This window comes from Clostridioides sp. ZZV14-6150 (assembly GCF_020657875.1).
GTDB lineage: Bacteria > Bacillota > Clostridia > Peptostreptococcales > Peptostreptococcaceae > Clostridioides.
On the sequence record NZ_JAGWDA010000001.1, the window covers coordinates 171,909 to 197,715 of the forward strand.

Annotated in this window: 25 protein-coding genes; 4 read left to right on the forward strand and 21 right to left on the reverse strand. The window is 29.0% G+C overall.

Annotated features, from left to right (window positions below):
* Positions 1-176 precede the first annotated feature (176 nt).
* Entirely contained in the window at positions 177-1,871 is a 1,695-nt protein-coding gene (locus KGF41_RS00760) for a M3 family oligoendopeptidase (RefSeq protein WP_227842182.1), read from the reverse strand.
* Positions 1,872-2,379: 508 nt separating this feature from the next.
* Between KGF41_RS00760 and yidA the strand changes: the two genes are divergently transcribed.
* Positions 2,380-3,201 carry a sugar-phosphatase gene (gene yidA / locus KGF41_RS00765; RefSeq protein WP_227829260.1) on the forward strand — a complete coding sequence of 274 codons (822 nt, stop codon included), beginning with the start codon at positions 2,380-2,382 and terminating at the stop codon, positions 3,199-3,201.
* A gap of 136 nt (positions 3,202-3,337) precedes the next feature.
* On the opposite strand, the gene saoL is transcribed toward yidA, so the two are convergent.
* The 12 genes from saoL to nadA all read right to left on the reverse strand — a co-directional run bounded on the left by saoL (position 3,338) and on the right by nadA (position 13,005).
* Complete coding sequence (gene saoL / locus KGF41_RS00775; protein ID WP_255287726.1) at positions 3,338-3,979, reverse strand: MerB-like organometallic lyase SaoL; 642 nt, start codon at positions 3,977-3,979, stop codon at positions 3,338-3,340.
* Between the two features lie 12 nt (positions 3,980-3,991).
* The gene (saoA, locus tag KGF41_RS00780) at positions 3,992-4,744 is read right to left on the reverse strand and encodes an ABC transporter ATP-binding protein SaoA (RefSeq protein WP_227829263.1); all 753 of its coding nucleotides are present in this window, start codon (positions 4,742-4,744) and stop codon (positions 3,992-3,994) included.
* Entirely contained in the window at positions 4,744-5,550 is an 807-nt protein-coding gene (gene saoP / locus KGF41_RS00790) for an ABC transporter permease subunit SaoP (protein ID WP_255611287.1), read from the reverse strand. The genes saoA and saoP overlap by 1 nt, the downstream gene beginning before the upstream one ends.
* Positions 5,511-6,308 carry an ABC transporter substrate-binding (seleno)protein SaoB gene (gene saoB, locus KGF41_RS00795; protein ID WP_255287728.1) on the reverse strand — a complete coding sequence of 266 codons (798 nt, stop codon included), beginning with the start codon at positions 6,306-6,308 and terminating at the stop codon, positions 5,511-5,513. Before saoB ends, saoP begins: the two co-directional genes overlap by 40 nt.
* A 4-nt stretch (positions 6,309-6,312) precedes the next feature.
* Entirely contained in the window at positions 6,313-7,401 is a 1,089-nt protein-coding gene (gene saoX, locus KGF41_RS00805; RefSeq protein ID WP_227829267.1) for an ABC transporter substrate-binding subunit SaoX, read from the reverse strand.
* A 36-nt stretch (positions 7,402-7,437) separates the two neighbouring features.
* Complete coding sequence (gene saoC / locus KGF41_RS00810) at positions 7,438-7,896, reverse strand: Cys-Cys-COOH (seleno)protein SaoC (RefSeq protein WP_227829268.1); 459 nt, start codon at positions 7,894-7,896, stop codon at positions 7,438-7,440.
* The gene (saoE, locus tag KGF41_RS00815) at positions 7,889-8,974 is read right to left on the reverse strand and encodes an efflux transporter SaoE (RefSeq protein WP_227856263.1); all 1,086 of its coding nucleotides are present in this window, start codon (positions 8,972-8,974) and stop codon (positions 7,889-7,891) included. The genes saoC and saoE overlap by 8 nt, the downstream gene beginning before the upstream one ends.
* Before the next feature lie 26 nt (positions 8,975-9,000).
* On the reverse strand, positions 9,001-9,258 hold the full coding sequence (gene saoT, locus KGF41_RS00820; RefSeq protein WP_255287729.1) for a thioredoxin-like (seleno)protein SaoT: 258 nt from the start codon (positions 9,256-9,258) through the stop codon (positions 9,001-9,003).
* An 86-nt stretch (positions 9,259-9,344) separates the two neighbouring features.
* Positions 9,345-9,677, reverse strand: a complete 333-nt coding sequence (saoD, locus tag KGF41_RS00825) for a DsrE-related protein SaoD (RefSeq protein ID WP_227829271.1) — start codon at positions 9,675-9,677, stop codon at positions 9,345-9,347.
* A gap of 282 nt (positions 9,678-9,959) precedes the next feature.
* Positions 9,960-10,796, reverse strand: coding sequence for a carboxylating nicotinate-nucleotide diphosphorylase (gene nadC / locus KGF41_RS00830; RefSeq protein WP_227829272.1), 837 nt, complete (start codon positions 10,794-10,796; stop codon positions 9,960-9,962).
* The gene (locus tag KGF41_RS00835) at positions 10,777-12,078 is read right to left on the reverse strand and encodes an L-aspartate oxidase (protein WP_227829273.1); all 1,302 of its coding nucleotides are present in this window, start codon (positions 12,076-12,078) and stop codon (positions 10,777-10,779) included. The genes nadC and KGF41_RS00835 overlap by 20 nt, the downstream gene beginning before the upstream one ends.
* A gap of 12 nt (positions 12,079-12,090) precedes the next feature.
* On the reverse strand, positions 12,091-13,005 hold the full coding sequence (nadA, locus tag KGF41_RS00840) for a quinolinate synthase NadA (RefSeq protein WP_227829274.1): 915 nt from the start codon (positions 13,003-13,005) through the stop codon (positions 12,091-12,093).
* A 420-nt stretch (positions 13,006-13,425) separates the two neighbouring features.
* Here nadA and KGF41_RS00845 point away from each other — a divergent pair, with 420 nt between their 5' ends.
* The 3 genes from KGF41_RS00845 to KGF41_RS00855 all read left to right on the forward strand — a co-directional run bounded on the left by KGF41_RS00845 (position 13,426) and on the right by KGF41_RS00855 (position 15,906).
* Positions 13,426-14,883: a carbon starvation protein A gene (locus KGF41_RS00845; RefSeq protein WP_227829275.1), complete on the forward strand. Its 1,458-nt coding sequence runs from the start codon at positions 13,426-13,428 to the stop codon at positions 14,881-14,883.
* 224 nt (positions 14,884-15,107) lie between these two features.
* Complete coding sequence (locus KGF41_RS00850) at positions 15,108-15,536, forward strand: hypothetical protein (RefSeq protein WP_227829276.1); 429 nt, start codon at positions 15,108-15,110, stop codon at positions 15,534-15,536.
* Positions 15,537-15,597: 61 nt separating this feature from the next.
* A complete protein-coding gene (locus KGF41_RS00855) occupies positions 15,598-15,906 on the forward strand; it encodes a DUF1540 domain-containing protein (protein ID WP_021385244.1) in 309 nt (102 codons plus the stop codon).
* Positions 15,907-16,047: 141 nt separating this feature from the next.
* Here the strand turns inward: KGF41_RS00855 and KGF41_RS00860 are convergent, their stop codons facing one another.
* From KGF41_RS00860 to KGF41_RS00895, 8 genes are all read right to left on the reverse strand, one after another.
* Positions 16,048-17,070 (reverse strand): AI-2E family transporter, encoded by a 1,023-nt coding sequence (locus KGF41_RS00860; RefSeq protein WP_227829277.1) that lies wholly within the window; start codon positions 17,068-17,070, stop codon positions 16,048-16,050.
* 170 nt (positions 17,071-17,240) lie between these two features.
* Positions 17,241-17,747 carry an NUDIX hydrolase gene (locus KGF41_RS00865; RefSeq protein ID WP_227829278.1) on the reverse strand — a complete coding sequence of 169 codons (507 nt, stop codon included), beginning with the start codon at positions 17,745-17,747 and terminating at the stop codon, positions 17,241-17,243.
* A 60-nt stretch (positions 17,748-17,807) separates the two neighbouring features.
* Positions 17,808-18,509 carry a YczE/YyaS/YitT family protein gene (locus KGF41_RS00870; RefSeq protein ID WP_227829279.1) on the reverse strand — a complete coding sequence of 234 codons (702 nt, stop codon included), beginning with the start codon at positions 18,507-18,509 and terminating at the stop codon, positions 17,808-17,810.
* A gap of 217 nt (positions 18,510-18,726) precedes the next feature.
* A complete protein-coding gene (buk, locus tag KGF41_RS00875) occupies positions 18,727-19,797 on the reverse strand; it encodes a butyrate kinase (protein ID WP_227829280.1) in 1,071 nt (356 codons plus the stop codon).
* Positions 19,798-19,850: 53 nt separating this feature from the next.
* Positions 19,851-20,426, reverse strand: coding sequence for an indolepyruvate oxidoreductase subunit beta (locus KGF41_RS00880; RefSeq protein WP_227829281.1), 576 nt, complete (start codon positions 20,424-20,426; stop codon positions 19,851-19,853).
* A gap of 1 nt (position 20,427) precedes the next feature.
* Positions 20,428-22,215, reverse strand: a complete 1,788-nt coding sequence (gene iorA / locus KGF41_RS00885) for an indolepyruvate ferredoxin oxidoreductase subunit alpha (RefSeq protein ID WP_227829282.1) — start codon at positions 22,213-22,215, stop codon at positions 20,428-20,430.
* A gap of 60 nt (positions 22,216-22,275) precedes the next feature.
* Positions 22,276-23,535 (reverse strand): aminotransferase class I/II-fold pyridoxal phosphate-dependent enzyme, encoded by a 1,260-nt coding sequence (locus tag KGF41_RS00890; protein ID WP_227856264.1) that lies wholly within the window; start codon positions 23,533-23,535, stop codon positions 22,276-22,278.
* Between the two features lie 261 nt (positions 23,536-23,796).
* Complete coding sequence (locus tag KGF41_RS00895) at positions 23,797-25,797, reverse strand: sigma 54-interacting transcriptional regulator (protein ID WP_227856265.1); 2,001 nt, start codon at positions 25,795-25,797, stop codon at positions 23,797-23,799.
* Positions 25,798-25,807: the final 10 nt, after the last annotated feature.

Sequence of the window (25,807 nt, forward strand, 5' to 3'; positions counted from 1 at the left end):
CATTTTTACTTTTTTTTCCAAATGTTGATATTACATATTTCCTGTATTTTCTTTTTTTTTTAAGTACAAATCTTTTTTGGTTTATTATTTCATATTGATTAAAAATATAACCATTTTTGTAAGAAAGATATTTTTTTTAAATTTTTGCTCTTACAGAATAAATTTCTCATAATTTTTTACAAATTGATGTCATTTATTTCATCAAACCATGATTTTACATCGTCTATAACAGATTTTATACAGTCATTATTAAATGGAGAATATAGATTTCCTATACTTACAATATCTAAAAATGACTTTGTTCCACCTACTTTACAGATGTTTATATAATCATTCCATCCAGATTCTTTGTCTTTAATCATTTTTTTCCAGAATTGTAATGCACAAATTTGAGCTAATGCGTAGTCTATATAGTAAAAAGGATTTTTAAATATGTGACCTTGTTTAAACCACCAGCAACCTCGTTCTAAAAAAGAATTATCATCATACTTTCTATGTGGTAAGTATTTTTTTTCTAAAAATCTCCATATTTCTTTTCTTTTTGATTTGTCGATATTAGGATTTTTATAAATATAATGCTGAAATTCATCAACAACTACTCCATATGGTATAAACTTAATTGCAGATGATAAATGAGTAAACTTGTACTTATCTGTATCTTCCTTAAAAAATAACTCCATCCATGGCCATGTTATAAATTCCATACTCATTGAATGAATTTCGCAACTATCCAGTGTAGGAAAATTAATCTCTGGCATTTCAATCCATCTAGACATATACAATTGAAATGCATGACCTGCCTCATGCGTCAATACATCTATATCATCAGATGTTTGATTAAAGTTAGAAAAAATAAATGGTGACTTATAATCCGGTACATAAGTACAGTATCCACCAGCCCCTTTTCCTTTCTTTGTTTCTAAATCCATAAGTTCATTTTTCAACATAAAATCAAAAAATTCATCAGTTTCTTTAGATAATTCAGCATACATTCTTTTTCCATTTTCAATTATGTATTCTGAATTACCCTTTAAAGTTGCATTTCCTGTTAAAAATTCTAAGTCTTCATCTATGTAACTCAAAGATTCTAGACCTATTCTTTTAGCTTGCTTTTCATAAAGTTCATCAGCCAGTGGCACAATATATTTTAGTACTTGTTTTCTAAAATTTTCAATCCTATCTTCTCTGTAATTACTTCTCATCATTCTAATATATCCAAGCTCTACAAAGTTTTTAAAACCTAGTTTTTTTGCTATTTTATCTCTCAGTTTAACTAATTTATCAAATATATCATCAAATTTAGATTCATTTTCTTCAAAGAAATTATAATATACCTTATTTGCTAATTTTCTTGTTTTTCTAGACCTAGAACACATAAACATTCCCATTCCAGATAAGTTTCTTTCTTCTCCTTCAAACATTATCTGTGCAGATGCTAAAAGTTTAGTATACTCTGAACACAATTTATTTTCTTCTTGTAATTCCTTTATTATCTCTTTGGAAAAACTTTTTAAAGAGTAATCCACTATTGTAAAAAATTGTTCTCCAAATTCTTTTTTCAAATTAGATTTAAATTTTGAATTTGCTATAGCATTATAAAAATATGTATTTAATTCTTCATATAAAGGCATGTATTCATCCCAATAATTTTTTTCCTCTTGATAGAGTTTATCAAGAGTGTTTATACTGTATCTTATAGATGATATGTTTGACAACGTTTCTATTTTATTTCTCAACAAATTAATTTTATGTATATTTTCTTGTTGTTCATCATAACAACAAGAATTATCTATTTCTTCTACACACTTTAAAAACTCTTTTTTTATACTATTATAATTTGGTCTTTCATACTTAAACTCTGAAAACTTCATTTAAAACTCTCCTTTATAAATTTGTTCTTTATATTTATAAATATAGTTTTATATGTATTACATGCTATTATTTACATGTATTACATACTACTATGACTTTATAACTCATTATTTTGAATAACATTTACATTGTAATCATGTTGAATAATAACATATGATTATTGTAATTACAATATTTTATAGAATAAAACTAATTACTGTACAAACTTTAATAAAGTTTGTATATAAAACTATTAACCTTTATAATAGAAGCTTATATCTATATTAAAATGCAAACGATACCATTTTTTATAGATAACATTTATATACTCATAAAAGATACAATATTACATGAATATGTTATATAAATAATAAATTTATCAAAAAATTAATACTATTAAACTTTCTAAATTGCTTATCTCTTGGTATAATAATATACACATTAAATTTTCTACTGAAATTTTGTTCAACACTAGCTGTGTCAACGTTTTCATTAGGAAATTGAGGATATAATTTACTGGAGGTTGATATGTACAGATTAATCGCACTAGATATTGATGGAACAATATTAAATACAAAAAGAAAAGTTACTCCTGAAGTATTTGAATCTATTCAAGAAGCAAAGAAGGCTGGAGCTAAAGTAGTTATAACAACAGGTAGACCCCTTCCTGGTGTCAAAGGACTTTTAAATCAGTTAAATCTAACAGATGAAGGTGATTATGTTATATGCTTCAATGGAGCTATGATTCAAGAGGTTAAAAGTGAAAAAATAATACATGATGTAGAGATGACTTTAGACGACTTTGATTTTATATACAACAATGTTTGTAAAAAATATAATACCAAAATACACATAAATACAATGACAAATTTAGTTACGCCAAACGAAACTCCTGGTAAGTACACACTTCATGAAGCTAAATTGAATGATATAGAAGTTAAATATATACACAAAGATAAAATTGATAAATCTATTAAAATCTGTAAGGTTATGATAGTTGATGAACCAGAAAGATTAGAAGAAATTATAAAACAACTTCCTAAGAATTTATTCAATAGATATACTATAGTAAGGTCTGCCCCTTTTTATTTAGAATTTTTAGGTAAAACTACTAATAAGGGTACCGCACTTCAAACATTATGTAATAATCTAAATATACCTATAGAAAATGCTATTGCTGTTGGTGATGAAGAAAATGACCAACATATGATAAAATATGCAGGACTTGGTGTGGCTATGGGAAATGCACGTAGTAGCATAAAAGAAATTGCTGATTATGTTACTGATACCAACAATGAAAATGGAGTTGCAAAGGTTATAAACAAATATATACTTAATAAAGCTATCTAAATACCTAAAAAAACTAAAAATATCCCTTTAGATTTAAATCCATCTTGTATATATGTCAAATACTAATAATGTATATTACTGATATTATATAGTGTTTTTGTCTAAAGGATATTTTTAGTTTTTGATAGATGTATTCTTATACTAATACTTTTTGTTCAAGTTTAAATATTTTATATGACTCTACTATTGCTTCATTAATATCCAAACAATATATATTTTCATCATCTGATAATCCTGCTTCTTTTGTCCACGCATCAAAATCATTCTTCGTCCAGAAGAAATTCATTACATTTCAGCAACTTGCTGCCCAATTTGAATGCTTATCAAGGTTTATATGAAGCACTCTTAAATCTGGATTGTTTACATATTCAATTTTTTCATCTTTTATAAATATCTCTATTTCTTTACCTGTGGCACTACAAATAGAATTTATTCTCACATCTCGATTAAATGTACAAGAAGTTCCTATTGCATCTATAGCACACATTGCACTAAAGCTTCGATTATCACTTAATATAACTTTATGATTAGTAGGTAATGCTGATACTGGATATATAAAATTTATACTATCTCCATCAACAACCATTATATTTTTATCAATAAAATGTTTTAGTGTAGTTTCTAGATATTCTTTTTCTAAATTTAAATTTTCACTTATATGTTCAATTACTTCTTTAAGTGTAACACTAGAACATTTATCTATTATCATATCCATAATATATATTCTTATTTTTCGTTGTGTATCATCTAAACTATTGTATTTTTCTATTTGACTCATTTCTACTCCTCTTTAAACATCATAACATTTTGACAAAATGTCAGTTAATTTATTCTTATATTCTTCATATTCTTGACTCCCTCTAGCCCTAGGTCTTGGAATATCTATATTTATATCGTCAAGAATCCTTCCCTTATCCCTTGACATTACTATAACTCTATCACTCATATATACAGCTTCATCAACATCATGAGTTACCATTAATGCAGTTATTTTCTTTTTTGTCCATATTCTTTCAAGTTCTTCTTGTAAGTTTTGTCTCATTTGAAAATCAACTGCTCCTAGTGGTTCATCCATTAATAATACTTCAGGATTACATGCTAAAGCTCTTATCATAGCAACTCTTTGTTTCATTCCTCCAGACAATTGATGAGGAAACAGCTTTTCTTTCCCTTTTAAATCAGACATAACCAAAAGCTCTTCCAACATTTCTTCTCTCTTTTCTTTTGGTATTTTCTGTTGTTTCATAGGAAATAGAACATTGCCTCTTATAGTCTTCCACGGAAATAGAGCGTAGTTTTGAAATATAAAAGCTCTATCTATACCTGGTTTTTTAACTTTTTTATCATTTATAAAAACATCTCCACTCTCTGCCTTTTGAAATCCACCTATTATAGTAAGTAAAGTTGTTTTTCCACATCCTGATGGTCCTAAAAGACAAACAAATTGACCATTTTCTATATCTATACTTATATCTTCCAAAACCTTTGTATGTACTTTGCTATTTACAAATGTTTTATTTATATCTCTAACACTTAATTTCATTAATCTGCAAACCTCCATCTACAAAGGATTTTATTTATAAATTTTAGTACTCTATCTATTATAAATCCTATTAAAGCTGCAAATATCATAAGCCCAATTAATACATCTGTATGCATCAATGTCTGAGCTTGTACCATGGAGTAACCGAGACCGGCACTCGTAGCTATGAACTCAGCTCAGATAACAGACATCCATCCTGTACTTATAGCAATTCTTGAACCAGTCAATATATCTGGAAGAGATGCTGGTACTATTACATTTGCAAATATTACAATTGGTGATGCTCCCATACTTCTAGCTGCATTATAATAATCCTTTGATATTGCTCTTACACCTTGAATAGTATTTAAAATTATGGGAAAAACACCTGAAAAAGCTATTAAAAATATTGTTGGACCATCTCCTATACCAAACCATACTATTGTAAGAGGAACCCATGCCATTATAGGAACTTGTCTTACAGAATCTACTACTGGAGATAAAAGCTTTTCAAAAGTCTTAGAAAATCCCATAATAAATCCTATTGGAAGTCCAAACAATAATGCATACATAAATCCTTTAAGCACTCTTTGCAATGTTATAAACAGATTAGTCACTGTCTCTGCATCTGTCACACAGTAAAAGAAACCTTTTATTACATCTACTGGCATTGGGAGTAATAAAGAACTCCCTATATCTTTTGCTGCAAAATGCCAGGCTAAAAATATAATAACTAAGAGTATTATTTTATATAAAATGTCCATACTACTTTTAGATTTTTTCTTAGCTATTCTATCTCCTCTATCTTTAGAAATTTTAATTTCCAACTTCTTATTTCCTCCATATCTATATTTCTTATATTCTTATACTCTTTTAATGATTTCTTAAATATAGCTTCATGCTTTAAATCATCAACACTTTTATTGTATAGTTTTATAAAATCACTATACGACTTGCTTTTCTTAAACTCCTTATTCACAACTAATACATATGTATCATAGTCACCTAATTCAGCTGTAGATTTTTTTTCGCCTTCTAACCCAATTGCTTTTATGCAATCTATTACAACACCATCTACTAAATTACTTTCTAGTCCATATGCTAGTGCTGTCCCTAATAATGGAGAAACTTTTATATTTTCATAGTATTTTTTTACTAATTCAGATTGATAATTTCTATTTTGAATTATTCCTATTTTTTGAGGATTGTTCTTCTTTAATAAAAATATATCTGAATTTTGAACTACTGTACCAACAATTTCAAACTCACTCGTTGCATTTACATACTGCTTTGCTGCATCTTTACATATGATTGCTATATCTATTTCCTCTGAACTCAGAGCCCATTGCATTGTACTTGCTCAGCAATCATTAATTGTAAAAGTCTCCATTACATCGCTTACTTTTATGTTTTCAAAGTAATCTTTATTTATCATATAATTTATTACAAAACCAGAGGTATCATCAGATACCCCTATTCTTAATTTTCCTTTTATTTCTTCTTTATCTTCAAAATTAAAAAATATTATAAATATACTTCCTAAAATAATGATAAAAAGTATTATTATATTTTTTATTCTCTCCATTTACTTATAATACCTTTGCCTTCCAATCTTCATAACTCATGCCTTCTGGAAACTCTGGATTAACTTTTTCTTTTATAAACTTATCGAAATCGTCTGCCCCACAAGAATCTAATAAACTTGTATCAATTGTATCTTCATATTTAGGTATATCATCTAATGCCTTTAAATCTTTATACATTTGTAAATTGTTTTTATATTCTTCTCCTGTAACTTTCCAAGTAAGCGTTCTACCTTCTCCAACTGTCTTTTTATAAATAGTTCTAAGTGCAACTTCTTCTTCTACATTATAATATTTTGCAAATATTTTAGCTGCTTCTGCTGGATTTGTATATATATATTCTATTGCTTTAGTATGAGCTAAAACCAATTGTTTTGCTAAATCTGGATGCTCTTTTATAAAGTTTTTATTCAATGAGAATGAGCAACAGTTATATTCTTTATCATTAGCTTTTTCTTTATATTGAGTTGATGCTATTATTTTTCCTACTCCATCATTTTCAGCTACAGAACCCCAAGGGTCACAAGATGTAAATGCTTGTATCTTTCCAGTTTTAAGAGCTAAATATTTATCTTTATCTGAATCCATATTTACAACTTCATATTTTGATGAATCAGTTGGTAATCCTGTTTCTGGTCCATAATCACTTGTCCATAAGAAATCACTCATATCTGTTGCAATTTTTTTACCCACTAAATCCTTAGGCTCTTTTATATCATTTGAAACTATTAGATATTCAGACCCACCTGTGTGATTATTTGCTGCTATTGTTATTGGTGAACCTTTAGGTATGGCTCCTACTAGCCCCTTTGTTCCTATATAACCAGCATCCATCTTACCTGCTGCCATGGCTTCAGGAACTTTACCATTCCCAACAGTTTTTACATTAAGACCTAAATCTTTATATATTCCTGCTGCTTCTGCTACTGGTCCAGCTGTCATATGGTCACAATTATAATACCCTACTGTTATCGCATAATCATCATTTCCAGCTTTTTTCCCCTCTTCTTTCGGTTTACTGCTACATCCAGTTAGTATAGATGCTCCCATTACACTAACTAAGATTAATGCTTGAATCTTTTTAGATACTTTCATTTCAATTTCCCACCTTATTATGTATTATTTTTATTTTTAGCAACACTTGTCCATATCTTCTCCAAATAAATCAACAAGTTTTTTACCCTCTACTCTGTAAATAGCGTATCCTACATTGCCATTTTTAGAACCTGACACTATTACTTCTATTGGTGGCTTCTCATCAATATTTTTAAAAGTTATAGTTTGATTCTCTATAGGTGCTGGTATTGGTTTTGTTATATAATGACCATCTTTATCAGAAACTACCACTACCATTTCATTTGAATTATTACCTTTTTTATATATAACTACTAAATCTTTTTTTCCATCATTGTTTAAGTCTTCTTCAGCACAAGTTATTATATCTTCCTTATAATTTTTCTTGAAATATTTTAATGTTTCTTGATTTACATTTGGAATAGAGTCATTTTGTTTAAGGTTATCATCAACTACCCTTGATAAAACTATTAATGCAATCACTACACATGATATTATAAGTACCTTTTTAAGCATGATTTCCTATGACCTCTTTCATCTTTGGTATTACTGCTTTAAGTGCAAATAAAATAATTAAAATAGTACATATATATTCAAAACTATCTGGTATATTTAACATTAGTTTATTTGCTAATTGTATTGAAGAATTTGTTGTCTCTAAATTCACAGTATTGTTGTTTGCCAAAAGTAAATTTGTTATATAACCTATTATTATTGAACAGAGTGTTAGCGTAACTGAATATATAACAACAGTTCTTTTTCCAATAAGTTTACACATGCTTATAAGTTCTGGTAAGTTTGTCGCTGCCCCAGCTATCAAAAATGTTATGGCTATCCCAGGAGATGCTCCACTTGCAACAAGAGCTGCTATAAATGGAATATGTCCTACAGCACATACATACATAACACATGCAAGTATTGAGATACTTCCAAGAGATAGTAAACCTGGATTTCCTAAATATTTTTGAATTATACTATTTGGAAAAATTGTTGTTATAAATCCGGCAAAAAGCATCCCCATTATTACATATTTACTAATAGTAAGTGCTAACTCTCCAAAAGACCATTTAAGCCCATCAATCATATTTTCTATAAAACTTCTCTTTTCTTCTTCTAATTCTATAGCTTCTTCATCTGAGCCCTTTTGCAGAAATAATTCTTCTTTTCCAAAAGTATTCCCCAAAACTCCTACTAAAAATGGTACTAAAAATCCAGATATAAGATAAATGATTGTGATTTTAGGTCCCAAAAGGCCTAAGCAAAGAACTACAGCTATTGGATTTATTATTGGAGTTGATGTCATAAAGGCAAGTACTGGCCCTAAGTATGCTCCCGAATAATACATACTTATCCCCAATGGTATTACACCACAACTGCAAATTGGTAAAAACATCCCTGAAATAGTGCTTTTAATCAAAGAAGAAAAATTCTTATTTCCAAGTTGTTTTTGAAACCTTTTTGGCGTTAAAACATTGTGAAGAACTCCTGCCAATACAAAACTTATCACAAGCCATCCCGATGCTCCATTTAGTGTAACTATAGAAGCTACTATAGTGTTTTTCACTCCACTTAAAACAATTTCTAATATATTCATTTTTACTGCTCCTAATTTTTAAACTTTTAACTATTATTTATAGCTTCTACTATTGCTTTTTCGATGGTATCTTTATTTAATCTATCGTACTTCTTTTTTTGGTTTATTATCAATGTTCCTTTTGTTATGATTCCATACTTCTTGACATATGAGAAATCCTTACCTGCTTGGTAAAGTTTTACGTCTAATTTATCAGTATACTTCTCAGATATTTTTTTTATAAACACTCCATGCTCATCACAAGATGGTCAAGTATTTATGAATTCAACTAAAATTTTAGCCATTTGTCCATCCCCTACTCTAAACAATTTATCTTTTACTTAAAATAATCCACAGAAAATTTTTTCTATGGATTGTATACCTCAAGATTTTATAATGTTATAACTTGGTCCACACCTGCACCACCTAAACAAGCATATAAATTTGGGAAACATCCAATTGTAGCTCCATCAACCAAGTTATCCTCTATACCTCTTTCTATAGCACACTGGTCACAAGCCATTATTATCATATCTGTCTTTTCATGTAATTTACTTAATCTTTCTCCTACTGGATTATCTTTAGACAAAAATAAGGTGTTATCCATAAAGAAAAACATACCTAAGACATCTACTCCATGAGTTCCTTGTTCTAATTGTGGTATTATCATTTTGTCTAGAATTTTATGTGCGTTAGTACTACTAAAAATATAAGCTACTTTCATTTTTATTCCCCCTATACTTTTTCATCTAAATTTTATACAAAATTTTACATATGTAATTATATTATAAGTTTATTCGTATTTATCTGTAAAATTGATAATAACTATATTATGAAAGTTGTATATAGCGTTTATCTATATTTATTCAATTACTTTTTTATTATTTTGTCTTTTCAGTTAACTTTAATAAATAAAAAATAGATTACTTAAATTTATCTAACTTATTTAAGTAATCTATTTTAATTATTTATCATATTATTAAATTAAATCTATTTTAATACTTTTTTATATATTTCTTAAGTTTTTCATACTTATATCAAGAGCTTTTACTGAGTGTGTAAGCGCTCCCACAGAGACAACATCAACACCAATTTTTCCTATAGATTCTATTGTATCTAAATTTACATTTCCAGAAAACTCTACAACTGCTCTCCCATCTATCATTTCTACAGCCTTTTTTGCTGTCTCCAAATTCATATTATCTAACATTATTATATCTGCTTTAGCCTCTATAGCTTCTTTTACCATCTCTAGAGTTTCCACTTCTACCTCTATTTTTCTGACAAAAGAAGTGTTTTTTCTAGCTAATTCAACTGCATTTTTAACACTACCTGCAGCTCCAATATGATTATCTTTGAGTAATATTCCATCAGATAAATTAAATCTATGATTGCATCCTCCACCTACTTTTACAGAATATTTATCTAAAATTCTAAGATTAGGTATTGTTTTTCTACTATCCAATAGTTTAGTATTTGTACCTTCAAGTTTTTCCACATACATGCTTGTAGTAGTAGCTATTCCGCTCATTCTTTGTAAATAATTTAAAGCTACACGTTCTCCCACAAGTAAGTTTCTAGTATTTCCAGTTAATACAGCTATCTTTTCACCATTATTTACCCTATCGCCATCATTTTTATACAACTCTATCTCTACATCTCCAAGTATTTCAAAAACCCTTTTAAACACACCTAAACCTGCTATTATACCATCTTGTTTACAAATTAAATCTACAGTAGACTTAGAATTTTCATCTACAATAGAATTAGTTGTTATATCCTCACTTGGAACATCTTCTATTAAAGCATCTTGTATCATTTTATCAATAATCAAATAATTCATCACCAAAATCCTCACTTGTTCTTTCTATTTCTTTTATAACTAATATTTTATTCTCTTCCTTTACTTTTTCCACATCCACATCTATATTTGGTACATCTATAAACTTCACTTCTATACTACCTATAACTGAGTTTATATTTTTAGCTGCTCTTTTTGAAAATACAAGACCTTCAAGTAGTGAATTGCTTGCTAGTCGATTAGCTCCATGAACACCTGTACAACTAATTTCACCTACTGCATATAGGTTCTCCATAGATGTTTTTGAATCTAAATCAACATGTATTCCCCCCATAAAATAATGTTGTGCAGGAGATACCTTTATGTATTCTTTGGTTATATCTGTTCCTCTATTTAAACATTCATTGTATATAAAAGAAAATCTATTGATTAAATATTCACTATCTAAGTGTGTTGCATCTAAGTATACATAAGGTAAATCATCTTTTTCCATTTGTTCAAAAATAGCTTTTGAAACTACATCTCTTGGAAGAAGTTCATCTACAAATCTTTCTTTGTTTTTGTTTAAAAGTTTAGCTCCTTCTCCTCTTAAAGATTCAGATATAAGCATCCTTCTGCCTTCACTATTTTCTTCATAGAAAGCTGTTGGGTGTATTTGAATATATTCTAAATTTTCTATTTTAATATTATTTCTTAATGCTATGGCAATTCCATCACCTGTAAGGTGTCTTTGATTAGTAGAATTTTTAAAAAGTCCACCAATTCCACCTGTAGCTAAAACTACTACCTTTGAAAAGATATGAATTTCTTTTTGAGACTTAAAAATTCTAGCTCCTACACACTTATTACCATCTTTTAATATATCTAAAAGATAAGCATCTTCTATAAGAGTTATATTTTCTCTAGTTTTAGCTTCTTTTAATAGAGTCTTAAAAACAACCTCTCCTGTATTATCTTTGCTATGAACTATTCTATTTACGCTATGAGCTCCCTCTCTTGTATAATCTATCTCTCCATTTTCTTTGTCTAAAGGCATACCATAGTCTACTATTTGACCTACATTTTCTATAGATTCATCTGCAAGAACTTTGACTGCTTCGACCCTATTTTTATACTGACCAGCCTTCATTGTATCTTCTACAAAAGACTCTATATCATCAATATTTCTAGCAGTCGAAATTCCACCTTGTGCAAGATATGTATTATTGTTTTCAATTGTAGATTTTGATACTACTAACACATTTAAATTTTTATCCAAATTTAATGCACAATATAATCCCGAAACACCACTTCCAATTATTAAAACATCCTGTTCTAAATTCATAAGTCTATCCCTCTATCCTTCTGCTAATCTGTGCATATTAAGCAGTGAACTTAAAGCTTTTTCCATAATTTCATCTTCTACAATAACTTCGTTTTCCATATTTTTAAGAGTACTATACAAATTCTCTAATGTCGTTTTTTTCATATCTGTACATAGTATTCTTCCACCTGGAATATAAAAATTTTTATTAGGATTGTTTTTCTTTAATTCATGTAAGATACCCTCTTCAGTTGCTATTATAAAATCTGTATTTTTGCTGTTAGTAGCATATTTTATTATTCCTGATGTACTCCCTACATAATCTCCTAAGTCTCTTATTTCTTTTTTACATTCTGGATGTACCAATACTTCTGCATCTTTATACTTTTCTTTCAATTCAATTATTTCTTCAATTTTTATATTGTTGTGATATTTACAATATCCATCCCAAAATATAAATTCTTTATTAGGGAATTTTTCTGCAATATATCCTCCTAGGTTCTTGTCTGGAAGGAATATAATTTCTTTATTATCTATGTTTTCTAATATTTTAATTGCACTAGATGATGTAACTGAAACATCACAATGTGCTTTAACTTTAGCTGTAGAGTTTATATAACATACAACCAAAGCATTTGGATACTGTTGTTTTAGTTTTATCACGCCTTCTTCATCTACCATATCTGCCATAGCACATCCAGCGTTACTTACTGGCATCAATACAGTTTTTTCAGGTGATAATATCTTAGCACTTTCTCCCATAAATCTCACACCACAAAATACAACCACTTCTTCTTTACAATCTCTAGCAATTTCACTTAAGTAATACGAATCTCCAACTGCATCTGCTAATTCTTGTATTTCTGGTGGTTGATAAAAATGAGCAAGTATTATTGCATTTTTTTCTTTCTTTAGCTCTTTGATTTGATATGTTAAATCTTTATCCATAATTGCACCGCTTTCTATATGTACTAGTGTATATACACCTGTAAATTCATTATATCACTTGACTATTTTTTCTTCAAGAATTTTAGACCTCTTAATATTGTTAAGATATAGACACTTACACTATCAATTGATTTATCATTTTTTCATAGCTATTTAAATTATTTTTTTGTATTTTTTAATTTTTTGTAGAATATTATCAGAATATTTTTTATATTCTTTCTTGTTATAATATTGAAATTTTTTCCAAATACATGTATACTAAGTGCATGATTATGTATATGTATTTATTTCTGAAATTATATTAGTTTTAATACTTTATAGAATTTGTAAGCACTTTAAGTATAAAATCTTATAAAAACTTACACATTCAGACAATATGTATACAGAATCCAAAAAAAAATTTATAAATGGGGTGATGTTATGACAACATTCTTAATTGGTTTGGCTATTTTACTAATAGGAGGTGCTTTATACGGCGCTTATTGTGAAAAAGTATTTGGCCCAGATGACAGAAAAACACCTGCACTTGCTCAAAGTGATGGAGTAGACTATGTTCCAATGAAAAAATGGAAAAATAGTCTTATTGAGTTGCTTAATATAGCTGGTACAGGACCGATTTTAGGACCTATACAAGGTATTTTATTTGGTCCAATTGCATTTATACTAATTCCTATTGGTTGTGTATTGGGGGGAGCTTTACATGACTATATGAGTGGAATGATTAGTATAAGAGAAAAAGGAGCACAGATGCCTTCTCTTATCAGCAGATTTTTAGGTAATAAGGTCTTTCAAGTTTATAATATCTTCCTTTGCTTATTAATGCTTTTAGTTGGTGCAGTTTTTATTTATACACCTGGAGATTTGGTAGTTACTCAAATTTTAAATATGAAATCAACTATCAATAATCCAGTCGTTTGGATAGTTTATGGAATCATCTTTGTATATTATTTATGTGCAACACTATTTCCAATTGATAAAATAATAGGAAAAATATATCCAATATTTGGAGCCATTCTACTTTTATCTGCTGCTGGCGTTGGAATTGGAATATTTACACAAGGTTATGACTTGGCTAATTTAAGCCTAGCAAACTGGAAGGGCATCCATCCTAATGGAATTCCTCTTATCCCTACATTCTTTGTTACAGTTGCTTGTGGTATTGTTTCTGGATTCCACTCAACTCAAGCTACTCTTATAGCAAGATCAGTTTCAAGTGAAAAAGAAGGTAAGAGCACTTTTTATAATATGATGATTTTAGAAGGTTTAATTGCAATGATTTGGGCTGCAGCTGCTATGGGTATTTACAATAAAGGAATACCTAGTGAATTAATAGGTTCTCCTGATGTAATAGGTTTAGTTGCTAGAGACTTACTTGGTTCTGTTGGCGGTATTATAGCTATAATAGGTGTTATTGTTTTACCAATAACTTCTGGAGATACAGCTTTAAGATCTTTAAGATTAATGCTTGCAGATTACTTCCATTATGACCAAAAAGAAAAGAAGCATCGTGTTATATTATCAATCTGTATATTTATTCCTGTTATAGCCATCCTTATATTTGCAAAACTTAGCGCTTCTGGATTTAATATATTATGGAGATATTTTTCTTGGAGTAACCAAACTATTGCTATATTCGCATTTGCTATGATTACAGTTTATCTTATAATCAAAGAAAAAAATTATATCATAAGCTTAATCCCAGGTATGTTTTATTCTTTTGTAATTTCTAGTTATATATTCAATGCTCAAATTGGATTCAACCTAAGTATAAACATATCATATATTTTAGCTACCATTTTTACTGTCTTATATGCGGTTTTAACTGTATACTATGGTAGAAAACTAAAAAACAAAACGGATACAAATCTAGCTAGCTAAATATAAATATTATTAGATTTTTATTAAAACTTTTAATTTTAAATAACTCAATAAAAAGAGGCTGTCTCAAAATAGAGATTAGCCTCTTTTTTATTAGACACATTAATAAATAAACAGATACCTTTTATTGGAATATTTATCCTATATATCTAATATAAATAAATAAAAGATTTAAAATAATCTACTTGTTTATATACTCAAAATAATTTTTTGGAGGAATACTTATGAATAATAAATTACATGAACTAGAAAAAAATTTACCAGAAACATCTTGTTCTTTTTGTACACACCTTTCATTGAAGGGGCCTAGCCTAGATTACAGATATGATATTAAATGTGTTATTTCAGATACCAAACCTGATTTTAGAGGATGCTGTGAATATTTTGAACCAGAATATACAGACTTAAATACAGGAGACTTAGACAATCTATACATAAACTTTCTTGAAACATGCCTTAAGGTAAACTATAATGATTATATTAATTCTATGTATTGGAAGTTGTTTAGAGAAAGAGCTTTACTAGAAAATAACTTTAAATGTTCTATATGTGGTTCAACTGAAAATATTGATGTGTATCATGTTAATAAAAATTTAGGAAGAGAAACTTCTGAAGATGTAATTGTTAAATGTAAGAAATGTAATTGTAAATAAGTGTATAAAATTTAAATAACTTCACATAATAAGTTTAAATAAAAAACTTAGGAGGTTATTTATGAAAAATAATAATTTAAATTGTGACGCTACTAACTGTGCTTATAATACTAGTGGATATTGTTATGCTGGTAGCATAAAAGTAGATGGAATGCAAGCAACTACTACAGGAAATACTTATTGTGCTTCTTTTGAAGACAAATATACATCTGGTATAACTAGTCGTTCTAATGACACTAACCAAGTTGATACAGATAATATTCACTGTGAGGCTGTAAAATGTAAATACAACAAAAATGAACTTTGCAAAGCTGAAAAAGTTCATATAAACTCAGGAAATGCAAGCTGTGAAACTTTTGAAATGAAATAATTTCATTGATACTTAACTATATAGTGTTTATAAAAAATAAAATGGAACCTATAAAACAGACACCTTTTAAAAGATATCTATTATAGGTTCTTTTTTACAATTAAATCACTATGTATTAGTAAATTAACATCATATAAGTTATCATCTTGAGGTAAACTTCACACCAAATATATCCATAAGGAACATAAATATTGGAACTCCAATTAATAATCCCCATACACCTAAATAATGCTCTCCCACAAGTAAAATAATGAAAACAAAGCAAACTGGAAGTTTTGTTCTATTTGACATCAACTTAGGATTTAATATATATGTTTCCACTGCATGCACTATACAAATCATAGCCAAAACACCAAATACTTTTGCTACCCCTCCTATATTAAGTGCTATTACTGTTAATGGAATTAGAGACACTATAACTCCAGCTACTGGAATAAGACCCAAAACAAAAATCATAAGCCCTAAAGCCCATATTTGAGGAAAACCCATAAATCCTAAAAAAATCATAGAAACAATAGAATTTATAAATGCAATCATTACTTGTACTTTCATTACATCACCAAAATTTTTTACAAAACTTTTTACAAAAAATACAAGAGAATTATAGATGAAAGATATCTTACTTTCTGCAAGTTTATTTCCAAATTTTTTAATATCATTTTTTTCAAGTAAAAGCAGTAAACTCAGTAAAAAAGCTAGTAATATATTTACCCCAAAACTTCCAACTTTGGTTGCTGCCGATGCTATTAACAACCCTGCCTGTGAAATATACTTATTAAAATCCAACTTTGAAACAATAGGATAAATCTTTGGCCCTAAAGACTGAGCAAATTGATTTACATCAAAATTACTTAAAATCCTGCTTAACTCTGTAAGTTGAACTATAATTATTGGCACAACTGCATAACTAATCAATACTAATAATATAGCAAATAATGAATATAACACTATAATTATCAATGAATCAGGAATATAGAAAGAAAATAATTTCCTAATTCTTTTTCTTATGGAAACCAATAAATTATAAAAAACAAAAGTCATTATAAATGTTAAAAGCACCATATTTAACATATACCAAAATGTAATTAAAATAATCACTACCACAGATATAGAAACAATCTTATATTTTGAACTATCAGATGTCAATTCTTTGTTATTCTCCACATCATAATCCTCCCCAAATTTTTACTACTTAACAATCAAACTTATTACTCTAATTCTAAAATCTAATTAGGATAACATTAAAAATAATGTATTAATTCTCCCTAATAAAACATTAAATTTTAGAGAAGATAATTTTAGATAATACATACTTATATCTAATTCTTCCTACATTATATATTTAAATCACCATTATCTATATCAGATAGTAAGTCATATATCTCTGGATATTCAAAAAATAAGCCTTCTTTTAACAATTGTCTTATTTCACCTGTACTTACCCATTTTATATCACTTACTTCTTCTTTTTGCAAAATTGCATTTGATACATCATACTCTTTTTTAACTAAATATACATCCCAAAGAGTATCTCCATGAATCATACTTCTAAAAATCTTTATCTCATCTTTAGATATATCAATTCCTATTTCTTCCTTAGCCTCACGAATTGCACCATCTAAACTTTCTTCTCCAGAAACAATACATCCAGTTGTCATTCCCCATATATTTGGCAATGTCTTTTTGTTTTTAGACCTTTTCTGGATTAAAATCTGAGAATTACTATTTACAATCCACACTTCAACTGCTAAATGATAATATCCTTCTTCAATAGAATTATCTCGCTCTATAACATTTCCTGTTTTACTTCCATCATCATTATACAAATCCCATAATTCCACTTTCAAATCTCCTTACTTTCATTATAAATTTAAATAAAATATAAATATATTTTAGTATAATTAATTTTGTTCATTTTTTATTACAATGCTTGATTTGCACTCATGTGTATCACTTTTCTTTTCTTTCCACTCTTTTATGTCGTCTATAATGAATCTATGTTTAAGAGATTTTGTATCAAACTTAAATATCCTAAACACTATTTGTAATACATATCCTAACCCTAAAGCACTTACAAGTGTCCCAATTCCTACAGAACCTCCTAATAGCCAACCAGCCACAAGTGCTAATATTTCAAGAATTGTTCTAACAAGACGTACAGACCTATTAGTTTTTTTCTGAAGGGCAATCATAAGACCATCTCTTGGACCACTTCCAAGACAAACACCTAAATATAGAAAGCTTGCTATAGCAGCTAATATAATTCCTATAACAACCATAAATACTCCTATATACGTATTACTTGCATGAGGTATCACTCCTGAAAATATTACTAAATCAATAAAAATTCCTATAAAAGTCATATTTAACAAGGTACCCCATCCTATATTTTCGCCAAAAACTGCATCCAATATAACGATTATAACACCTACTATTATGGATGCCTGACCTATAGTTATACCTAATTTTATAGATAAACCTTGGTGGAGTACATCCCAAGGCATCAGACCAACATGTGCATTAATCATAAGCACCGAAGAAATTGCAAATATAAAAAAACCCGAAAACAACCTTATCATACTTTTCAAATTAATTTTTCCCATTAAAAATCACTCCCCATAATAATAATAACAATAAATACCAATAAAATATATATATAAGTACAAAATTTTACAGAATTTTTCATTATTTTAATATATAATTTCAACTATAAAAAAAGTGGCAATCCATATTTTACACATCCCCACCTATATTCTAAGCTTTAGTGTAAAAAACAGATATACCACTTTTCTAGTATTTAAACATTTTTAGTTACTTTAATTAATTTTCACTATAAATTCTAGCTTCTTCTTCTCCATTTAGCACTCTAAGAGTTCCAAAAGCAAGTGATTCTAACTCATTTTCTCCTGCCATAATTTCTACTGGTGCTATAAATTCAACTCTCTTTTTAACCATTGAAGTAAACATTTCAGAATATGCAATTCCACCTGTTATAATTATAGCATCAACTTTTCCATCTACTACAGTTGCTAGTTCCCCAATCCCTTTTGCTAATTGGTATGCCATTGCTTCATAAATAATTTTGGCTTCTTCATTTCCTTCTGCTATCATCTTTTCAACTTCTCTAGCATCTACAGTATTTAAATATGAAACTATACCACCTTTACCTCTTATCTTTTTAGTCATTTCTCTTTCTGAGCATTGACCTGAATAACAAGCAGCTACTAATTTTGTAGCAGGAACTCTTCCTGATCTTTCTGGTGAAAATGGTCCTTCATCATCAGATAACATATCAACCATTCTTCCTTTTTCATGAAGATAAATACTTACTCCTCCACCAATATGAGCTACTATTAAGTTTAAACTCTTGTAATCTTTACCTCTATCTTTAGCATATTTTAAAGCCATTGCTCTAGTATTTAGTGCATGCCCTGCGCTTGCTCTATCCATTCCACAAAGCCCAGATACTCTTGCTATATCTATAAGTTCATCTACTGCAACAGAATCATAGATATATGAGTTTATTCCAAGTGGTTCTGATATTGCATGTGCAACAACTGCTCCTAAATTTGAAGCATGCTCAAGTACTGGTCTATGTTTAAGTACATCAATCATTTCTTCATTTACTAAATATGCTCCTGATTTTACTGGTGGTAAAACTCCACCTCTTCCAACTATTGCACTAAGAGATTTTAAATCTATATTATTTTCTTCAAGAATACTTAAAACTGCCTCTTTACGCATTTCAAATTGGTCTTGAATTGTATTATATTTTGCAATCTCCTCAGCTGGATGGTCTATCGTCTTCACAAAAATTTGTTCTTCTCCATCATATACTCCTATTTTTGTAGAAGTAGAACCTGGATTTATGGCTAATATTCTATAAGTCATACTTTTCTTCCTTTCACATTAATTTCTATAGTTTATCCTATATATATTATAAACTATTTGCCAATCATTTCCATACCTTCATGGAAAGCTTTTATATTTAACTCGACAAATTTTGGTTTAACATTTTCACTTATAATTTTTTCCCAGTCAATAGATTCTAGTTCCATAGATTTAACTAGACATCCTAATAAAATAACATTCATTATCTTTGCATTTCCTAACTCTTCAGCTTTATCTGCTGCATTTATCACTTTTGTATTTAATCTATTTAATTCCGCATCTATATCTTTTTCTTGATATTCAGCTCCTCCGATTAAAACAGTCATAGAATCTATTCTATGATTATTTACTAAAGCTTTTCCTTCTGGTTTTAGATAATTAAACCATCTTAAAGCTTCCATCTTTTCAAAAGATACTAAGATATCTGCTCCTCCAATTTCTATAACTGGAGAATGAACACAATCTCCATATCTAACTTGTGAAGAAACTGAACCTCCTCTTTGGCTCATACCATGTATCTCACTCATTTTTACATCATATCCAGCTTCCATCAATCCCATAGTTAATAATTTACTAGCAAGTATAGTTCCTTGACCTCCTACACCTACCAAAAGTATACTCTTAGTCATATTATTTTTCCTCCTTAACTATTGCTTGTTTTGGACAAACTTGTGAACATACTCCACATCCTACACACTGATTTCTATCTATATTTGATAATTTATTTTCTTTATCAAATGATAGTGCTGGACATCCAGTTTTTAAGCATAATTTACATCCTATACACTTATCATGGTCAACCTTACACTTAGTTTTAAATGGATTATCAAACTCTTCTATATCTTCTTTAGAGAATTTCTTAAGTACACATGGCCATCTTGTGATTATTACAGATGGTTCATCTTCTATAGCCAAAGCCCAATCTAAAGCTTCATTTACTTCTTTTAGATTATTAGGGTCTATAACTCTTACATGTTCTATTCCACAAGCTTTAACTAATCCTTCTATGTCAACATCTTTAGTTTTATCACCTTGTAAAGTATATCCTGAACCTGGATTTTCTTGATGTCCTGTCATTCCAGTTATTCTATTGTCTAATATTACTGATATAGAGTTCCCTCTATTGTAAACTACATCTAAAAGACCATTTATTCCTGTATGGAAGAAAGTTGAATCTCCAAGTACACCTACTAATCTCTTTTCATTTCCTTCTTTCATATTAAGAACTTTTTGAGCACCATGTGCAGTTCCAAAAGCAGAACCCATACACACAACATAATCTATTCCATTATATGGAGGAGCAAATCCAAGAGTATAACATCCTATATCTCCACCAACTATTAAATTTTTTCTCTTTCCAAGTTCATAGAAGAATCCTCTATGTGGACATCCTGCACAGAAACTTGGTGGTCTTGGTGTTACTAATTCAGCTTTATATTCTATAGTATCATTTGTTTTTCCAAATATAGCTTTTCTTAAAACATCTGGTGTCATTTCTCCATATGGAGGTATTACATCTTTTCCAATACAATCTATCCCATATGCTTTTATTTGTTCTTCTATAAATGGGTCGTTTTCTTCTATTACATATATTTTATCTACTTTGTCTGCAAATTCTTTTATTTTTTCATAAGGTAATGGATTTGTAAATCCTAACTTCATATATGATGCATTTTTTTCAAATACTTCTTTAGCAAAATTACAACACATACCTGAAGCTATAACACCTATTTTTGTATCATTTATTTCATAGTAGTTTAAGTCAGTTTCATTTGAGAATTTTTTAAGAATTTCCATTCTCTCTTCAACAACGCCTCTTCTTATTTGAGCATTTGCTGGAACAGTAACCATTTTTTTAGCATTTTTCACATACTCTTTAATTTCAACTTCTTCTCTATCATAGCACTCTACTAAACCTTTTGAGTGACAGAGTCTTGTTGTAACTCTATATAAAACTGGTGTATCGTATTTTTCACTTACTTCAAAAGCTTCTTTTATCATATCTTTAGCTTCTTGGCTAGTTGATGGTTCAAATAAAGGTATCTTTGCAAACTTTGCATACATTCTATTGTCTTGTTCATTTTGAGATGAATGCATTCCCGGTTCATCTGCAGTAATAAGTACCATACCACCATTTACGCCTGTATATGCATAAGTAAATATTGGATCCGCTGCAACATTTACACCAACATGTTTCATAGAAGCCATAGTTCTTGCTCCTGCAATTGAACCCCCTATAGCAGCCTCAAGTGCTACCTTTTCGTTTGGAGCCCATTCTGCAACTATTGCATCTTTATATGTTGCTAAATTTTCTAGTATTTCTGTACTTGGAGTACCTGGATATGCAGATGCATATTTAACACCAGCCTCATAGGCTCCACGTGCAATTGCCTCATTACCTGTCATCAATTGTTTCATATAAAATTCCCTCCATCTACAATTATTAAATTCATAGTCCACCCAATTTGTTCAATGAAATTAATTATTTATTTTTACTTCTAAACTTTCAAGTGCTTCTTTTATAATACTTGGTGCTTTCTTACATTTTTCTTCTGAAACTGCACAAACTGCAAATCTTAATCCCATTTTCAATGGAATTGCGAATACATTGTGTTTAGTTAACTCTTCACATACTTCTCTTGGATTATCACATGGTATACTTACAAAGAAACCTGCTATATATGGAAGAATTTCTAATCCTACTCTTTCAGCTTCTTTTACAAATACATCTGCTCTTCTAGTCAGCATTTTTTTGTATACTTCTTTTTCATCCTCATATTCTTTGAATTTTTTAGGGTCATTCACAATATTAGATAGAACTGCCATAGCACTTCTATTACAATTCGACCAGTTTGCTCTACATGAATGAACACATGAATAATGGAACTCTTCAGCTACATCTTCACTTGAAGATATACAAATTATAGCTCCCATTCTCATTCCATAAGCTGTAAATCCTTTTGACATACTAAAACCAACTAATACAAGAACGTTTTCAGGCAAGTTAGAAAATTTCTTAAAGAATTTTCTACATACATCATCATCGCCTGCAAAGTCAATATATGCTGAATCTACGAAAAATATTATCTTTTTATCTTTATCTTTTGCAACTTCTTTTGATAAGTCTAATATTTTATCCCACTCATCATCTGCAACACTATATCCTGTTGGATTGTGAGCTGGTGTATTTATAATTGTAAAAACTCTTCCTTGTTTTTCTGCTATATTCACAAAATTTTCTTTGAATGAATCAAAATTAAACTTTCTATTTTCATCAAACAATTGGTAGTTTACTACTTTTCTATTAGCTTCTTCAGCTATACTAACATATGGACTCCAAAACCAATCAGATGTTAAAACTTCGTCACCTTCATTTGTATAATTCCATACAGCTAGTTTTATTGCACCACTTCCTCCCGGTGAAGCTAATACTCTTATATGTCCTTCTGGTAAGTAATCTCTGAAAAATACTTTTTTAACTGCTTCTAAGTAGTCTGGCTGACCTTCAAGAGCTGCATATGCACCTATGTCACAGTTATCTAATGCTTTATATTCATCATATACAGTTTTCATTGTTATTAATTTTCCTGAGTCATCCATTAGAGCGCCTATTGTTGCATTTATTACATTATCCATACCTAAAGCTTTTTCTGCTGCTTGAGCTCTTCCAGATAAGCTAAATATAACATCATTTTCTTTTGGCCACACTGCATGCTTACCAACCATACTTTGACTCATACCATCACCCCTAAAATTGTATTTACTCTCACATTTATATTAAGCAATTAGCATGCCAACAAATTTAACTTTATGTAAAACTACTTTTGTTTAGAATTCTGATTTTTTTCACTACTAAAATTAAGTATTTAAGTTATTTTTCTTATAAATCTATGTGCTTGTCTGAAAAAATAAAATTCCACAAAAAAATAATGTTAACTTTTTTTAACATTTGTTTTAAAAAATTAACATCACTTCAAAATAATCTATATGTAATTATGTCTAAATATTTTTATTATATTTTTTCCATAGGGATGTTCTACTTATTCCAAGAACTTGTGCAACTTCATTTTTGGAAAGCCCCTGAGCAAAAAGCATGCTTATTATTTTTTCTTCAACATATTTATTTACTTCTTTTATATCTATACTTATCTTACCATCATTCATCTTACTTATATCTATGACTTTATCTGTAGCTTCCATACTTGCTGTTGTTTCAACATTAAATTCTTCTATACTAGAACTAGGTACTGTTTCTTTAACCTTAAAGTTTTGCTCTTTTCTTAATTTAATTTTTCCTGTCACAACATACTTTTGAGCTATTGTTTTTAGCTCTCTCACATTTCCAGGCCAACTATAATTATACAGCGCATCTATCTCATCCTTAGTTAGAGCAAAATTTTCATCTATACTGTTTATTCCATTTAAACCATCATCCTTTAGCACTTCATTTACAAAATTATTGAACAATGGTATTATATCTTCTCTTCTATCTCTTAAAGGAGGGATGTTTATCTCTAAACTACTTAATCTATAAAATAAGTCAGCTCTAAATGTACCCATAACTATTTTTTCTGTTAAAAATTCATTGGTAGCTGCTATGATTCTAATATCCAAAGGTATTATATAGTCAGAACCAATTCTCATTATTTGTCGTTCCTCTATTACTCTTAATAGTTTTGTCTGAATATTAAATGAGAGACTGTTTATTTCATCAAGAAAAAGAGTTCCTCCATGAGCAAGTTCAAATAACCCTCTTTTTCCACCTTTCCTAGCGCCTGTAAATGCACCTTCTTCATATCCAAAAAGCTCACTTTCAAGTAAGTTTTCTGCTATAGTAGCACAGTTTATGGCCACAAAAGGTCTATCTTTTCTTTTGCTTATGTTATGTATACTATGGGCTATAATTTCTTTACCAGACCCACTTTCTCCATAAAGTAGCGTTGTATAATCACTTTTTCCGATTTTTTTAGCTTCTTCAATAAATTCCTTAGTTAATTTATCTTTAAATAAAAAATCATCAAAAGTATATCTAGCATATAGACCTTTTTGATTTAAATCAAATCTTATTTTTCTTTCTAAATTTTGCAGTTTAGTTATATCTTGTATTATTCCTAAAACTCCATAAGTGCTATCATCTACTTTTATTAATGTTGTTCTAGTATTAACAATCAAGTTGTTTATATTCCTTATCTTTCTATCTTCTGCATCATCTTTTTCATGTAGACAATCTAATAGCCATCCCATTTTTGGAAATACATCTAGAATATATTTATTAAGTGCGCATTTCCTTTCTACTTTAAGCATGTTTTTTGCACTTTCATTGTACAAAATTATACTTCCGCTACTATCTATAGCAATTACTCCATCTTTTATACCATCTAATATATTTCTCAATACTTCATTATTAAACTTTTCCTCGCCTAATGTATCTAATAATTTCTTACAATACTCAACAGCTTCTCTTATAGATTCGTCACTGGCAGTTGCAAATACACTATCAATACCATATTGTCTTGCAAAGGAGCATGCCAAACCTCCACCAACTATTACAACTTCATCTTTTTGGTCTCTATACTTTATAACCTTACTTCTTATTTCGTATTTTGATTCAAACCATTCTTCAGTTATTTCAGTACTTATGACATTTCTCCAACCAACATAATCAAAAGAAACTTCATTATCTCCAAGTATTAATACTACTTTTTTAGAATATCTCTTTGCCATTTCTATTGCTCTTAGAAGGTCAGTTGATTTCATATTCATGGGTATTACAGGTACACTTACTGTGTCTATTACTAAACTATAACCTCCACCTCTACCGATTATAGCTTGAGCACCTTTCTCAACAAGTATACGTCCTTGATTTTCCATTAAATCAAGATTAAGTATGTCGATTATTATAGTTCCATTTTCTACATCTTCTCTATATAATTCTTCTATTCTTTCTTTTAATTCAATATCAGAGGCTATAATTCCTATCTTCTTTTGCAATAAAATCACCTCAATTTTA